We start from the raw sequence: 13,178 nt of genomic DNA, 5'->3' as shown, positions 1-13,178 counted from the left end.
AGAATTCTAATCGGGTTTTGGGGAAAGACATGAAACATGCTAAGCGATTAAAGTCGTTCATGCTGGGTGCCTCGCTCTTGGCTGCAAGTTTGCCAACGTGGGCGGTGGTCAATGGACCAGCGGTAGATATGAAGGGCGGTCCGGCGATAAAGCAGTTGAATCTGCAACCACCTGTTACACAAATTGCGGAGCAAATTTATTCCATTCATAACCTGATGCTGGTTATCTGTCTGGTCATTTTTGTGGCAGTTTTCGGTGTGATGTTTTACTCCATACTGAAACACCGCAAATCTGTAGGTCACAAACCTGCGACGTTCCATGAAAGTACAGCGGTAGAAATCGCATGGACAGTCGTACCGTTTATCATTGTTATCGTCATGGCCTTGCCAGCAACAAAAACTGTTGTGGCGATGAAAGATACCTCGAACGCCGACATCACCATTAAAGCCACTGGCATGCAATGGAAATGGGGCTACGATTACCTCAAGGGTGAGGGCGAAGGCATTTCCTTCCTGTCCACCCTTTCCACACCACGCACACAAGTTGGTGCGCCTGGTGTAGAGCCAACAGAAAAACGCGGCGATAACTACCTGATTGAAGTTGACAATGAAGTTGTGGTTCCGGTCAACAAGAAAATCCGCGTGATCACGACTGCCAATGACGTTATCCATGGCTGGACTGTTCCGGCTTTCGGCGTGAAACAGGATGCGATTCCTGGTTTCGTACGCGATACCTGGTTCAAGGCTGAGAAAATCGGTACTTACCGTGGTCAGTGCGTAGAGCTGTGCGGTAAAGAACATGCCTTCATGCCTATCGTTGTTACTGTCGTCTCTGATGCAGACTACAAAAAATGGGTAGATGGCAAGAAGAGGGAAATGGCTGCCAAGGCAGACGATCCTAGCAAGGTCTGGACTGTGGATGAGTTGAAACAACGCGGTGAAAAAGTTTACACTCAACACTGCGTAGCCTGTCACCAGGCAACTGGTAAGGGTGTGCCCGGTGCATTCCCTGCGCTGGATGCTTCTGCCATGGTAACTGGTCCAAAAGCACCTCAGATCAATATCTTGTTGAATGGTAAAGCACCAGGCATGCCTGCATGGAAAGGTGTTTTGTCTGACACAGAAATTGCGGCAGTCATTACCTACACACGCAATAGCTGGTCTAACAAGGCTGCTGAAAACATCGTCCAACCGGCTGAAGTTTTGGCTGCGCGCAAGTAATAAACAGGAAGAACAGGAGAAAAGATGAGCACTACCTCAGCTGATCACGCTCACGATCACTCTCACGACCACGCGCATGACCATCCACATGGTTGGCAGCGCTGGTTATTTGCCACCAACCATAAAGATATTGGTAGTCTGTATCTGTGGTTCGCATTCACGATGTTGCTGGCCGGTGGTGTCATGGCTCTGGGCATTCGTAGTGAATTGTTCCAGCCTGGTCTGCAACTCATGCAACCGGAGTTTTTCAACCAGTTGACGACCATGCATGGTCTGATCATGGTTTTCGGCGCCATCATGCCGGCTTTCGTTGGCTTTGCTAACTGGATGGTTCCTCTGCAAATCGGTGCATCCGATATGGCATTTGCCCGCATGAACAACTTCTCGTTCTGGCTGATGCCTCCGGCAGCGCTGTTGCTGATGGGTTCCTTCTGGGTACCTGGCGGCGCCACTGCTGCTGGCTGGACACTGTATGCACCATTGTCCACGCAAATGGGCCCTGGTATGGATATGGCGATTTTCGCTGTCCACATCATGGGTGCGTCATCCATCATGGGTTCCATCAACATCATCACGACCATCCTGAACATGCGCGCTCCTGGCATGACTTTGATGAAGATGCCGATGTTCTGCTGGACCTGGCTGATTACCGCTTACCTACTGATCGCTGTTATGCCGGTTCTGGCTGGTGCGATCACCATGACGCTGACTGACCGTCACTTTGGTACTTCCTTCTTCAATGCTGCAGGTGGTGGTGACCCTGTCATGTATCAACACATTTTCTGGTTCTTCGGACATCCAGAGGTGTACATCATGATTTTGCCAGCGTTTGGTATTGTTTCCCAGATTGTTCCTGCGTTCTCCCGCAAGCCCTTGTTTGGTTATGCATCGATGGTGTATGCAACAGCATCCATCGCGATCCTTTCCTTCATCGTTTGGGCACATCACATGTTTACAACCGGTATGCCAGTCACGGCACAGTTGTTCTTCATGTATGCCACCATGCTGATCTCGGTACCTACCGGCGTGAAAGTGTTTAACTGGGTAGCGACAATGTGGAAAGGCTCGATGACTTTCGAGACGCCTATGTTGTTTGCAGTTGGCTTTATCTTCGTGTTCACCATGGGTGGTTTCACAGGCCTGATCCTGGCGGTAACACCAATTGATATCCAGTTGCAGGATACTTACTACGTGGTTGCTCACTTCCACTATGTATTGGTGGCAGGTTCCCTGTTTGCACTGTTCGCCGGTTTCTACTACTGGGGTCCAAAATGGACAGGTTTCATGTACAACGAAACACGCGGCCAGATTCACTTCTGGGGTTCGCTGATTTTGTTTAACATCACCTTCTTCCCTATGCACTTCCTGGGTCTGGCTGGCATGCCACGTCGTTATGCCGACTACCCTGCGCAGTTTACTGATTTTAATCAGATTGCCACGATCGGTGCGTTTGGTTTTGGTTTGATGCAGGTGTACTTCATCCTGGCTGTGGTGATCCCGTCCATCAAAGGCGGCAAGCCAGCACCTGCAAAACCATGGGATGGTGCTGAAGGCCTGGAATGGACAGTGCCTAGCCCTGCTCCTTTCCATACTTTTGAAGAACCACCAGTATTCAAATAATAGTAGTACGGCTTAGGCTCGCCCCGGTTTTGCCGGGGCAAGACAAAAAATGAGTAAGCAAAACAAACCGAATAACTTCAAAACAGCCATTATCTTGTTTTCTGTCGCACTGGTGTTTTTTGCTGGTGTCTTCATCAAGCAAACCTGGTTACGCTGAAAAGGTGTAAAAAATGTCGCAAGAAGAGCAGGGTGCAGGCAATAAGCGCAAACTGAACGCGAACATGATGGGCAAGTTGCTGGTGATCACTGTTTTGATGTTTGGATTCGGTTACGCCTTGGTACCCATCTACAAACAGATATGTGAGTTGACAGGTGTGAATATTCTGACACCCAAGGATATTTCAGTCGAAGAGCTATCCAACTCCCAGATCGACAGAAGTCGTGTAGTGACGGTTGAATTTGATGCAAACACGCAAGGCCCGTGGCGTTTTCGTCCTACTGTGGCGAGCATGAAAGTGCATCCCGGTGAAATGACACAAATCGTTTATGAAGTAGTCAACAAGCAGTCTTATAAAATGGATGCGCAGGCGATTCCTAGCTATGCTCCACAACAGGCTGCCAGCTACTTCAAGAAAATGGAATGCTTTTGTTTCAAGCAACAGACACTGGAACCGAATGAAGCACGCCAAATGCCAGTGATGTTTTATCTGGATCCGGCCTTGCCGAAAGACGTTAAGACGATTACTTTGTCTTATACTTTCTTTGAAGTGGGTGGCAAGTCTCAAGCTGCTGCCAGTAAAGAGCCGGGTAAGTCATGACAGATTTGAAAGAAGCAAGTAAGCGTAAGGCTTCGTTTTTGGCAACAATGAAAGCCGTATTCTGGTCATTTTTGGGAATACGCAAGAAAAATGATTACGAGCAGGATGCAGCACAGTTGAATCCTGTTCATGTGATTATTGCTGGCATCATAGGCGCACTGATTTTCATCTCCGTGCTGATCATGATAGTCAAACATGTAGTCGCGAAATAATAATTCAAGTAGTACATTAAATTGCATCGGGAGATGGAAATGAGTTCTCAACACGCTAATGCGCCATACTATTTTGTGCCTGGCCCATCCAAATGGCCGGTACTCGGTGGCACCACCTTATTGCTGACCATGATAGGCGCTTCTGCCTGGGTGAATGGACTGGCCTGGGGTTCCTACCTGAATTTTGCCGGTATCATCCTGACCCTGGTGGTTTTGTATAAATGGTTTGGTGACGCCATTGCAGAGTCTGAAGGTGGCAAGTACAGCGCCCGTATCGACGTCTCTTTCCGTTGGAGCATGAGCTGGTTCATCTTCTCTGAAGTGATGTTCTTTGCTGCTTTCTTTGGTGCATTGTTCTATGCACGCGCCATCAGCATGCCCTGGCTGGCTGATCTGGATCACAAAGTCTTGTGGCCTGATTTTGCTGCCACCTGGGGTAACGTAGGCCCGGCTGGTACAGTGGAAGCCTTCAGAACCATGGGTCCTTTCCCTATCCCTACCATCAATACTGCCTTGTTGCTGACTTCTGGTGTGACGCTGACGATTTCTCATCACGCTCTGCGTGAAGGTCATCGTGCCAAGACCGCATTCTGGTTGTTTGCTACAGTCTTGCTGGGTGCCGTGTTCATGGGCTTCCAGGTCTATGAATACATGCATGCCTACAGCGAATTGAACCTGAAACTGACTTCTGGTATCTATGGTTCGACTTTCTTCATGCTGACCGGTTTCCATGGTTTCCATGTGACCATGGGTGCGATCATGTTGTCGGTTGTTTTGTATCGTCTCATGAAAGGCCATTTCACCGCAGAGCATCACTTCGCATTTGAAGGCGCTGCCTGGTACTGGCACTTTGTTGACGTGGTCTGGCTGGGTCTGTACGTTGTTGTCTACTGGCTGTAATAGCAAGCTTCAGTAGCATGAAAAAAGCCGCACAGTTAGTGCGGCTTTTTTACATATATGAAAGTGTGTGGATGGCTGGCCCTGCAGATATTGCGCTACCAGTAAATCTATCTGATGCCGGTAGGCTGAATCAGGCCATAATGATTGGCCAGCAAGATCAGCAAAAACAGGGTAATGGAAAAACCGACCCGGAACGCCAGGGCTTTCACCGTGCGATTGCTTTTTCCCTTGTCTTTCATTAAGTAGACCAAGGCTGATCCCATGCTGAAGATAATAAGGAAAAAAGCGATAGCGACAAGAATTTTCATGCTGTTTATTGTTGGTGCTTTTGATTGATCGATTTCTGCATTGTAATACCTTACTACTTGAATGCCTATTTCCTTCCGCTTCCGTCTGATTCCATTTATCGCCAGCCTGCTGTTGATCAGCCTGGGTATTGCTTTGGCGCAATGGCAGACTAACCGTGCGCAGGTAAAAGAAAGTCTGGCAGCGCAATTGACTGAGCGCCAGCAGATGCCTGCCCTGGCCTTGAATGCGCAGACTTTGCCAGAGCAGATACTACCATTTCGAAAATTGCAGCTCACCGGGCAATTGATACGCGAATGGCCTTTGTATGTGGATAACCGCCCATTGCAAGGCAAGGCAGGTTTATATGTGCTGATGCCATTCAAGCTGGCTGGCAGCAGTAAATATGTATTGATTGCGCGTGGCTGGCATCCACGTAATGGACGTGACAGGATGCAGATGCCGGATGTCCCTGTGCCCGCAGGTCAGATCGTGCTGCAGGGTATGATGCGGGACAAGCTCGACAGGGTAATGCAACTTGGCCAGGCTGAAATAGTCAAGCCTGGCAGCCTCTTGCAAAATGTTGATGTAGAAGCACTTGCAAAACAGACGGGCTGGGACTTTTACCCCTTTGTACTTGAGCAGACATCGGTTTTTGAAGATGGCTTGTTGCGTGACTGGCCCCAGCCCTCACTGGGAGCTGACAAGCACAGGGGCTATGCTTTTCAATGGTATGCGCTCGCCTTGATGGCCTTCTTATTTTTTGTTGTTACTGGAATTCGTCGTGGAAAAAACTGATAAGCAAACTTTGCGTGGTCGCTGGAAACTACTATTGGTGGTGGCAGTTTGTGCTGCTCCCATGATTTTTTCCTACTTTACCTATTATGTTGTCAAGCCCAGCGGCCGCACCAATTACGGGACCATACTTGACCCACGCAATTACCCCATGCCTAAACTGCAAGGTCATTTGCTGGGAGCTGCTGCCACCGATCCGGCGATCGGCCTGGAAGCCTATGCAGGCAAGTGGCTGATGGTGCAGATAGATAGCGGCGCTTGCGCCGAAGTTTGCCAAAAGAGGATGTATGACATCCGTCAGTTGCGCACTGCCCAGGGCAAGGCAATGGACAGGATAGAACGCGTCTGGTTGATTACTGATGATACCCCAATAGATACCTCGCTGATACGCCAGCATGACGGAGTGCGCATGCTGAAAGTGGATGCTGCGGCATTGAAAGCCTGGTTGCCGACAGAAAGCGATAGCCAGATCACTGACCATATTTACCTGATAGACCCGCTCGGCAATCTAATGATGCGCTTTCCAAAAGATGCGGATGCCAACAAGATTAAAAAAGACCTCAGCAAATTATTGCGTGCGTCTGCGATAGGTTAATCGTCATGTGGTTGCAGCTTGCGTTAACAGCACTAATGGTCGCGGTGATACCAGCGAGTATTATTTTCTTGTCCAAAGAAAAGAATAAATACCGCAAACTTATCGCAGTTACCGTGACACTGACTTTTGAACTCATCATGTTTGGTGCATTCACGCGCCTGACAGATTCTGGTCTGGGCTGTCCTGACTGGCCTGGTTGTTATGGCCAGGCCAACCCGCTGCAGTCCCACGCAGCTATAAAGGCAGCAGAAATCGCCATGCCTACTGGCCCCGTGACTTTGCAAAAAGCCTGGATAGAAATGGTGCATCGTTACATGGCCATGGGTGTAGGCATACTTATTATTGCCCAGATGGTCATCGCCTGGTCGCGTCGCCATCAACTCAATGCCAGCCCCTGGCTGTCGACCTTTCTCCTGTTTTTTGTTTGCCTGCAAGGTGCTTTTGGTGCCTGGACAGTGACTCTCAAGCTGCAACCCATCATCGTCACCATCCATTTGATACTGGGCATGGGCTTGCTTTCACTACTGAGTGCAAGTCTGGAACAACAAAGTTCTTCTTTGATAACTGTAAATATCGCCGCTACTGATGCCAGGCGCATGTTGTGGCCAGCCAGCCTGGCTTTGCTGCTAGTTTTCTTGCAGATTGCACTGGGCGGTTGGGTAAGCACTAACTATGCTGCACTGGCTTGTCATGACTACCCCATGTGCAACGGCAAGCTGATGCCAGCGATGGACTTTGAGCATGGTTTCAGCCTCTGGCGTCAGCTAGGCCAGACCGTCGATGGCAATTACCTGCCATTCAATGCCCTGGTTGCCATACACTGGGTGCACAGGAACTTCGCCCTGCTGGTGGTTGCTGTCTGCCTGTGGGCGGCGTTGAGAGCACGCAAGATTGCCGGATTGGAAAAGCTGGGTAGCCAGCTCTTGCTGGCCATCGTTGTCCAATTCATCATCGGTGTTTCTACCGTATTTTTTTCCTGGCCCTTGTTGCTGGCAGTTTTGCATAATGGGATGGCCGCCATGCTCGTGCTCTTGCTGACCATGTTAAACTACCGCATAAGGCATGTGAGCCTTGCCGCTGCCAAAGATAGATCATGACCACTTTAAGTTTGCCTTCCAACCGACTGGCTCAGTACTGGGCGTTGACCAAGCCCCGTGTTACCCAGCTCGCCGTGTTTTGCGCCGTTATTGGCATGTTTCTGGCGACGCCAGATTTGCCTGACTGGCGTGTCGTGGTGGCCGCTACTGCGGGTATCTGGCTGCTGGCTGGCGCAGCTTTTGCCGTAAATTGCCTGGTGGAAAAAGAAATTGATTCACGCATGGCAAGAACCGCGCGCCGCGCGACGGCCCAGGGTGAAATCACGGTACCGCAAACCCTGGTGTTTTCAGGTGTCATTGGCGGCATGGGTATGTGGATCTTGTATACCATGGTCAATCCCCTGACCATGTGGCTGACTTTCATTACCTTCGTCGGCTATGCCGTGGTATACACCATCATCCTGAAACCGGCGACACCGCAAAATATCGTCATCGGTGGTTTGTCTGGTGCCATGCCACCGGCGCTGGGCTGGGCAGCCGTGGCAAATGATGTGCCAATGCAGGCATGGTTGCTAGTCCTGATTATCTTTGTCTGGACGCCGCCGCATTTCTGGGCGCTGGCGATGTACAGACGGGATGACTATGCCCGTTCTGGCCTGCCGATGTTACCAATCACCCATGGCCTGGAATTTACCCGCTTCCATATCTGGCTCTATACGATCGCCTTGTTTGCAACCACCATGCTGCCTTACGCGGTACATATGAGCGGGCTGATTTACCTGGTCAGTGCCATCATCCTCGGCCTGATCTTCCTCTGGTATGCATGGCGTATTTATAAGCACTACGATGACGTGCTGGCGCGCAAGACCTTTACATTTTCCATCATCTACCTCTCCCTGCTATTCGCAGCCTTGTTGATTGATCACTATATCAAGCTATGAAAATTTTGAGGCATCTGGCCAGTCTGTTAATGGCGCTGAGTTTGCTGGGCTTATCTGGCTGCATGCCTGCGCAAGAAAAATTCAACAACACGGATCTGACCGGCCTGGATTATGCCAAGGATTTTTCCCTGACCGATCACAATGGCAAGCCGCGCACCCTGGCTGACTTCAAGGGCAAGGCTGTGGTGATCTTCTTTGGTTATACCCAGTGTCCTGATGTTTGCCCGACCACCATGGTGGAAATGGCAGGGGTCATGAAATTGCTGGGAGCCGATGCCGACAAGGTGCAAGTCTTGTTCGTGACGCTCGATCCTGAGCGTGATACCCAGGCTTTATTGTCCAATTATGTGCCCAACTTCGACAAACGCTTCCTGGGCCTGTATGGCAATGCAGAGGCAACTGCCAAGGTCGCCAAGGAATTCAAGGTGTTTTATCAAAAGGTGGCTGGTAAAACGCCAGGCAGTTATACCGTAGACCATACTGCTGGCAGTTATGTATTTGATCCCCAGGGACGCATACGTTTATTCTTGCGCCATGGCCAGGGGCCTGAGCCAGTTGCACATGATCTGAAGATACTCCTGAAGTGAAGGCAATTCCCGGCCAGCCTGAGACCTCCAGGCCGGGAAGTATTCATGGTGCCAGCTGCCTGAGTGCAGCGCGGACCTCGTTATGAATATCGAGTTCTTGCATTAACTGCCAAACGCTGCCTTCGCAACATCAGCGAAACTTGTTCCCCGCACCGCGGGCCCCAGCAACAGCTTGCTGGTAAATGTCAAACCACGGTTGCGATAATAGCCCGTTTTCCAATAGTGGTCGCCAACAGCCCGGCCATAAGCATATTGCAGCGTAGGTATATTCTTGCCTTCATAGACTTTGGTCCACTGAGCTGACGGGTCTTCGTCAAGTCTGGAAATGGCCAGATAACCACTGCTATCTGCTGCCCATGTGACTTCTATCATGAACTTGACCCATTTACCCTTGCTCAATTGCCCATTACTGAACTGGGCGCGAACTGCATTTTTGGGCTTGGTACGTGTTCCGCCTTCGAGGATATCTCCTGTTTGCAGGTTAATATGAAAGTCGCTTTCTGCACATAAGGCAAATGCCGGATTGGTTCCCAAGTTATCCGGGCCGTGCAACTGGAAAATAATGCCCCAGGGATAAGGATCAACAGAAGTGGCAACCGGAGGTTGCCAGTCAGCTGGTAATTTGACAGAAATTCCATAAAACTCTTTCCCGGAACCTGTATTGACTGATAATGGCGAAGCATTGAGTGATTGCATGGTCGATACTTCAGCACGCTCGCCGGACCATCCCCCGACCTGATCACCGGGCTTGACCTGAATTTGTGCCACAGCAATATCAGGTGAAAACCGTTCATTGTCACGAGGCACAATGCGATCTTTTTCCCATGCCTGTAAATCACGCCATACGCCACGGCCAGGCCGCTCGGTCTTGGCACTCCAGTCGCCCACAAAACTGACATTGGCCGGGAGTGTTTTTACTTGCGCTCCGCAGTTAAATGACATGAGGATAGTAATCAGTAAAATTGATGTTTTCTTTTTCATCACTTTGCCTTGCATTGAAAGCTGTTTGAACGTCAGCATAAGTTTTCTCCTTGGTGAGAATCCATGGTCTGTATCGTGTATAAAATAGCCAGACTCTCAGTGTGAGCAAAGCAGGTGATGAGCCTTGCTACGCTAAGTTCTACTGGTTTGCATGAGCATGAAGATGCGCAGCATCTGTGAGATGATCTTTCCTGCTGTTCATCGAAAATAGTTTGTTAGCTGCGCAGGATCAATGTAGCACCGCCAGAGAAATTAGTTAAGTGACACTATTTATTTTCGGCAATTTAATATGGAAAATCAGGTTTCTGCGTGGATTTTCATGCTGGCAATACATTCTGGAGCATTAACGGTAGGTGGATCAGCAAAAACAAAAGGCACTCTCGCGAGTGCCTTTGTCATTACTGCAGCATATTTTGATTAAGCAAAACTGCTGAGGCTGCCCTTCATTTTTTTCAGGGCTGCGCTTTCGATCTGGCGTATGCGTTCGGCAGAAACGCCATACTCATCCGCCAGTTCGTGCAGGGTTGCACCTGTACCATCATCGTTTTTCAACCAGCGTGACTCTATGATGTGGCGTGAACGCGCATCCAGCTTGGCAAGTGCCGATTCCAGCCCTTCGCTTTGCAGACGGTCATACTGGCGTGTTTCCAGAACACGGGTAGGCTCGTCGGACTCAGTTTTCAGATAAGCGATGGGAGCGAATTTTTCATCGTCATCATCCGTCGGTGCATCCAGGGCGATATCGTGGCCGGACAAACGCATTTCCATTTCGATGACTTCTTCGCGTTTGACATCCAGCGTTGATGCCAGGGCATCAATTTGCTTGGGTGTCATCGCGTCCAGGCCTTCTTTATGGCTGCGCAGATTAAAGAACAATTTGCGCTGAGCTTTGGTCGTTGCTACTTTGACCAAACGCCAGTTTTTCAGGATGTACTCATGCATTTCAGCCTTGATCCAGTGCATGGCATAGGACACCAGACGCACGCCCTGGTCAGGGTCGAAACGTTTAACGGCTTTCATCAGGCCAATATTGCCTTCTTGAATCAAGTCGGCATGTGGCAAGCCATAGCCGAGGTAACCACGGGCGATGGACACGACCAGACGCAGATGCGACATAACCAGTTGCTGCGCAGCAGCCAGATCATTTTCATTGCGCAATTTGTTTGCAAAGTCGATCTCTTCCTGATGCGTAAGCATAGGCAGGCGATTAACTGCAGAGATATAGGCATCAATATTACCCAGCGTGCCACTAAAGCCCAAGGCCAGAGCTGTGCTGTCAGTTGCAGGGATCAATTGTGTCGATGTAGTTGCCATTTTTCCTCCTTATTGCTGCCTTAAGAGTATCAATTACTCTTTTCGGCACTATCAAGTTCCTATATTAGCACTCTCTTGAGAAGAGTGCTAATACTCAGATTCTATGAACTTCATCAAATAAATCTATTGAAAAACAAGCATTCATTGAAGGTTTTTATATTTCTTAGACGCTGGCTGAGTCTGAAAGTTGCAGTCAAATCGATGCAAATTGTAAGAGGCTGTTGCAAAACCACATTGGCCTTATGAAATTGCTATTAGCTGGCTTTTGCCAACTGCCTTCTGACCGAGAGAAAAACTCCCACCAGTCCAAGCAACATGCTAACAGCTAACAGGATGGCGCTCTGTGCGATACCCAACGGAGCCAGGTGGAACTCAGAAGCATATAATTTAGCAAATTCGGCAATCGCCTTGTTCAAAGGCTGCAGGGAGGCTGCGATCATGCCCAGTGCCAATGCGCCCGCCAGCAATCCTAACAACGCACCGGTATAGTAATACGGCTTGTGAATAAAGCTATTGGTGGCACCCAGCAAGCGGGTGAGGGAAATTTCCGCTCTGTGCGAAATAACTTGCAGGCGGGTGGCATTAAACACTACAACCACGACAACGACTCCCAGCGTCGTGGCAAGGAATAACAGACCCAATTGCATGATCTGCACCAGTGCAGCCAGGCGCTTGACCCAGGCAGAGTCAAGCTGCACCACATCGACATCCGGCATCTGTTTGATTTCTTCTACCAGCGCCTCTATCTTGCCAGCATCATTGTTCGACATTGCTAATATATAAGCGTCTGGCAGAGGATTACCGCCCAGGGTGGACAAAACCTCGGCCAGATTGGATGATTGCTCCAGACTGGCGAGTGCCTTGTCTTTGGGGATAAAACTCAAATTTGCCGTAATGCTTTTCTCTTTCAGCAATTTCTTCAGCGGTATCGACAAGGCCGTGGCAGTCGCCCTGGGGGTGTCAGGGCTGACAAAGATGCTGATTTCCGGTTCTATCGACAGTTGCGAGGAAATTGGACGTATGTTTTCTATCAGGGTCAGGCCAGCGATGGGCAAGGCCAGCGCAATTGCGACTACCAGTACATTGAACAGGAAATTGCCGGGACTGCCGCGCACATGGGTGAGCGCAGTCTTGATGGCAAACAAGTGCTGGCGTAACCAGTTGGTCATGAATTTGTCCTTGATATTTAATGATGCAGGATCAGGCTGCCAGCGAGGATTTCCAGGTATCGACTAAACGGCCGTGGCTCAGATATATCACGCGGCTTGCCTGATCGAGAAATTGTTCATCATGGCTGGAAATAATGCAGGTCACACCAGCACTCTGGAAAGCCTTGAGTGCAGTGATAACTTTGTTGGCATTATCGCGGTCGAGAAATGCAGTCGGTTCATCCGCCAGAATGATCTGAGGCCGGTTGACGATGGCACGAGCAATCGCCACGCGCTGTTGTTCACCACCTGACAAAGCCAACGGCATTGAGTATGTCTTGTCTGGCAAGCCGACTTTTTCCAACGCAATGCGTGCGCGAGTTTCGGCTTCTGCCTGCGAGGCACCAGTGACGATGATAGGCAGCATGACATTGGCCAGCACATGGCGGTCAGTCAGGAGTTTTTGATCCTGCAAGATCAGGCCCAGCTTGCGGCGCAGATAGGGCAGGCTGCTACTTTTCAGTTTGCCTATGTCCTGGCCATTCACCTTTACCTGGCCAGCAGTCGGTTTTTCTATGCCTGCGATCATTTTCAGCAAGGTGGATTTGCCCGCGCCTGAGGGGCCGGCCAGGAAGATCAGTTCACCAGCGGCAATCGACAAGGAAACATCGTTGAGCGCGTAGGCATCTTGCGAATATTGTTTGCTGACGTGTTCAAATTCAATCATGGTCGCGTCTGGTCTTTGTGAGCTTCATTGTGTGCTGGTTACTGTGCCGCCCTTGGCC

General features: G+C 49.9%; 17 protein-coding genes. 12 read left to right on the top strand and 5 right to left on the bottom strand.

Features of this window, described 5'->3' with window-relative positions; all coding sequences use genetic code 11:
* The first annotated feature begins 29 nt into the window (after positions 1 to 29).
* The 6 genes from coxB to H8L47_RS17715 are packed head-to-tail and all read left to right on the top strand — an operon-like array spanning position 30 to position 4,710.
* On the top strand, positions 30 to 1,220 hold the full coding sequence (gene coxB / locus H8L47_RS17735) for a cytochrome c oxidase subunit II (protein WP_186954935.1): 1,191 nt from the start codon (positions 30 to 32) through the stop codon (positions 1,218 to 1,220).
* A gap of 24 nt (positions 1,221 to 1,244) precedes the next feature.
* Positions 1,245 to 2,840 (top strand): cytochrome c oxidase subunit I, encoded by a 1,596-nt coding sequence (gene ctaD / locus H8L47_RS17730; RefSeq protein ID WP_186954934.1) that lies wholly within the window; start codon positions 1,245 to 1,247, stop codon positions 2,838 to 2,840.
* Between the two features lie 49 nt (positions 2,841 to 2,889).
* On the top strand, positions 2,890 to 2,997 hold the full coding sequence (locus tag H8L47_RS29455; protein ID WP_211324343.1) for a cytochrome oxidase small assembly protein: 108 nt from the start codon (positions 2,890 to 2,892) through the stop codon (positions 2,995 to 2,997).
* A 13-nt stretch (positions 2,998 to 3,010) separates the two neighbouring features.
* Positions 3,011 to 3,598: a cytochrome c oxidase assembly protein gene (locus H8L47_RS17725; RefSeq protein WP_186954933.1), complete on the top strand. Its 588-nt coding sequence runs from the start codon at positions 3,011 to 3,013 to the stop codon at positions 3,596 to 3,598.
* On the top strand, positions 3,595 to 3,810 hold the full coding sequence (locus H8L47_RS17720; protein ID WP_110256436.1) for a DUF2970 domain-containing protein: 216 nt from the start codon (positions 3,595 to 3,597) through the stop codon (positions 3,808 to 3,810). Before H8L47_RS17725 ends, H8L47_RS17720 begins: the two co-directional genes overlap by 4 nt.
* A gap of 39 nt (positions 3,811 to 3,849) precedes the next feature.
* Positions 3,850 to 4,710: a cytochrome c oxidase subunit 3 gene (locus H8L47_RS17715; RefSeq protein WP_186954932.1), complete on the top strand. Its 861-nt coding sequence runs from the start codon at positions 3,850 to 3,852 to the stop codon at positions 4,708 to 4,710.
* A 107-nt stretch (positions 4,711 to 4,817) separates the two neighbouring features.
* Here H8L47_RS17715 and H8L47_RS17710 read toward each other — a convergent pair whose 3' ends face one another.
* Entirely contained in the window at positions 4,818 to 5,018 is a 201-nt protein-coding gene (locus H8L47_RS17710; RefSeq protein ID WP_186954931.1) for a twin transmembrane helix small protein, read from the bottom strand.
* Positions 5,019 to 5,079: 61 nt separating this feature from the next.
* Between H8L47_RS17710 and H8L47_RS17705 the strand changes: the two genes are divergently transcribed.
* The 5 genes from H8L47_RS17705 (at position 5,080) to H8L47_RS17685 (ending at position 8,950) form a co-directional block, all read left to right on the top strand.
* On the top strand, positions 5,080 to 5,793 hold the full coding sequence (locus H8L47_RS17705) for an SURF1 family protein (RefSeq protein ID WP_186954930.1): 714 nt from the start codon (positions 5,080 to 5,082) through the stop codon (positions 5,791 to 5,793).
* Between the two features lie 61 nt (positions 5,794 to 5,854).
* Positions 5,855 to 6,385 (top strand): SCO family protein, encoded by a 531-nt coding sequence (locus tag H8L47_RS17700; protein WP_230413813.1) that lies wholly within the window; start codon positions 5,855 to 5,857, stop codon positions 6,383 to 6,385.
* A 5-nt stretch (positions 6,386 to 6,390) separates the two neighbouring features.
* A complete protein-coding gene (locus tag H8L47_RS17695; protein ID WP_186954928.1) occupies positions 6,391 to 7,482 on the top strand; it encodes a COX15/CtaA family protein in 1,092 nt (363 codons plus the stop codon).
* Positions 7,479 to 8,363 (top strand): heme o synthase, encoded by an 885-nt coding sequence (gene cyoE / locus H8L47_RS17690; protein WP_186954927.1) that lies wholly within the window; start codon positions 7,479 to 7,481, stop codon positions 8,361 to 8,363. Before H8L47_RS17695 ends, cyoE begins: the two co-directional genes overlap by 4 nt.
* Entirely contained in the window at positions 8,360 to 8,950 is a 591-nt protein-coding gene (locus H8L47_RS17685; RefSeq protein ID WP_186954926.1) for an SCO family protein, read from the top strand. Before cyoE ends, H8L47_RS17685 begins: the two co-directional genes overlap by 4 nt.
* Before the next feature lie 102 nt (positions 8,951 to 9,052).
* Here the strand turns inward: H8L47_RS17685 and H8L47_RS17680 are convergent, their stop codons facing one another.
* Positions 9,053 to 9,970: a heparin lyase I family protein gene (locus tag H8L47_RS17680; protein ID WP_222616585.1), complete on the bottom strand. Its 918-nt coding sequence runs from the start codon at positions 9,968 to 9,970 to the stop codon at positions 9,053 to 9,055.
* 250 nt (positions 9,971 to 10,220) lie between these two features.
* Here H8L47_RS17680 and H8L47_RS30095 point away from each other — a divergent pair, with 250 nt between their 5' ends.
* The gene (locus H8L47_RS30095; protein ID WP_268978073.1) at positions 10,221 to 10,352 is read left to right on the top strand and encodes a hypothetical protein; all 132 of its coding nucleotides are present in this window, start codon (positions 10,221 to 10,223) and stop codon (positions 10,350 to 10,352) included.
* On the opposite strand, the gene rpoH is transcribed toward H8L47_RS30095, so the two are convergent.
* The 3 genes from rpoH to H8L47_RS17665 form a co-directional block, all read right to left on the bottom strand.
* The gene (gene rpoH, locus H8L47_RS17675; RefSeq protein WP_186954924.1) at positions 10,349 to 11,245 is read right to left on the bottom strand and encodes an RNA polymerase sigma factor RpoH; all 897 of its coding nucleotides are present in this window, start codon (positions 11,243 to 11,245) and stop codon (positions 10,349 to 10,351) included. The genes H8L47_RS30095 and rpoH overlap by 4 nt on opposite strands.
* Positions 11,246 to 11,499: 254 nt before the next feature.
* Complete coding sequence (locus H8L47_RS17670; RefSeq protein ID WP_186954923.1) at positions 11,500 to 12,414, bottom strand: cell division protein FtsX; 915 nt, start codon at positions 12,412 to 12,414, stop codon at positions 11,500 to 11,502.
* Between the two features lie 31 nt (positions 12,415 to 12,445).
* On the bottom strand, positions 12,446 to 13,120 hold the full coding sequence (locus H8L47_RS17665; protein WP_186954922.1) for a cell division ATP-binding protein FtsE: 675 nt from the start codon (positions 13,118 to 13,120) through the stop codon (positions 12,446 to 12,448).
* Positions 13,121 to 13,178: the final 58 nt, after the last annotated feature.

This window comes from Undibacterium umbellatum, from assembly GCF_014284125.1.
Taxonomy (GTDB): Bacteria; Pseudomonadota; Gammaproteobacteria; order Burkholderiales; family Burkholderiaceae_D; genus Undibacterium; species Undibacterium umbellatum.
Note: the sequence above shows the minus strand (reverse complement) of the source record. Positions and strands in the feature narration are given on the sequence as shown.

Bases quoted from the DNA above. Each gene is read 5' to 3' on its own strand.
- coxB (WP_186954935.1), top strand. From the start codon at position 30: ATGAAACATGCTAAGCGATTAAAGTCGTTCATGCTGGGTGCCTCGCTC.
- H8L47_RS30095 (WP_268978073.1), top strand. From the start codon at position 10,221: ATGGAAAATCAGGTTTCTGCGTGGATTTTCATGCTGGCAATACATTCT.
- cyoE (WP_186954927.1), top strand. From the start codon at position 7,479: ATGACCACTTTAAGTTTGCCTTCCAACCGACTGGCTCAGTACTGGGCG.
- H8L47_RS17720 (WP_110256436.1), top strand. From the start codon at position 3,595: ATGACAGATTTGAAAGAAGCAAGTAAGCGTAAGGCTTCGTTTTTGGCA.
- H8L47_RS17705 (WP_186954930.1), top strand. From the start codon at position 5,080: ATGCCTATTTCCTTCCGCTTCCGTCTGATTCCATTTATCGCCAGCCTG.
- H8L47_RS17700 (WP_230413813.1), top strand. From the start codon at position 5,855: ATGATTTTTTCCTACTTTACCTATTATGTTGTCAAGCCCAGCGGCCGC.
- H8L47_RS17670 (WP_186954923.1), bottom strand. From the start codon at position 12,414: ATGACCAACTGGTTACGCCAGCACTTGTTTGCCATCAAGACTGCGCTC.
- rpoH (WP_186954924.1), bottom strand. From the start codon at position 11,245: ATGGCAACTACATCGACACAATTGATCCCTGCAACTGACAGCACAGCT.
- H8L47_RS29455 (WP_211324343.1), top strand. From the start codon at position 2,890: ATGAGTAAGCAAAACAAACCGAATAACTTCAAAACAGCCATTATCTTG.
- H8L47_RS17710 (WP_186954931.1), bottom strand. From the start codon at position 5,018: ATGAAAATTCTTGTCGCTATCGCTTTTTTCCTTATTATCTTCAGCATG.
- ctaD (WP_186954934.1), top strand. From the start codon at position 1,245: ATGAGCACTACCTCAGCTGATCACGCTCACGATCACTCTCACGACCAC.
- H8L47_RS17725 (WP_186954933.1), top strand. From the start codon at position 3,011: ATGTCGCAAGAAGAGCAGGGTGCAGGCAATAAGCGCAAACTGAACGCG.
- H8L47_RS17685 (WP_186954926.1), top strand. From the start codon at position 8,360: ATGAAAATTTTGAGGCATCTGGCCAGTCTGTTAATGGCGCTGAGTTTG.
- H8L47_RS17695 (WP_186954928.1), top strand. From the start codon at position 6,391: ATGTGGTTGCAGCTTGCGTTAACAGCACTAATGGTCGCGGTGATACCA.
- H8L47_RS17665 (WP_186954922.1), bottom strand. From the start codon at position 13,120: ATGATTGAATTTGAACACGTCAGCAAACAATATTCGCAAGATGCCTAC.
- H8L47_RS17680 (WP_222616585.1), bottom strand. From the start codon at position 9,970: ATGCTGACGTTCAAACAGCTTTCAATGCAAGGCAAAGTGATGAAAAAG.
- H8L47_RS17715 (WP_186954932.1), top strand. From the start codon at position 3,850: ATGAGTTCTCAACACGCTAATGCGCCATACTATTTTGTGCCTGGCCCA.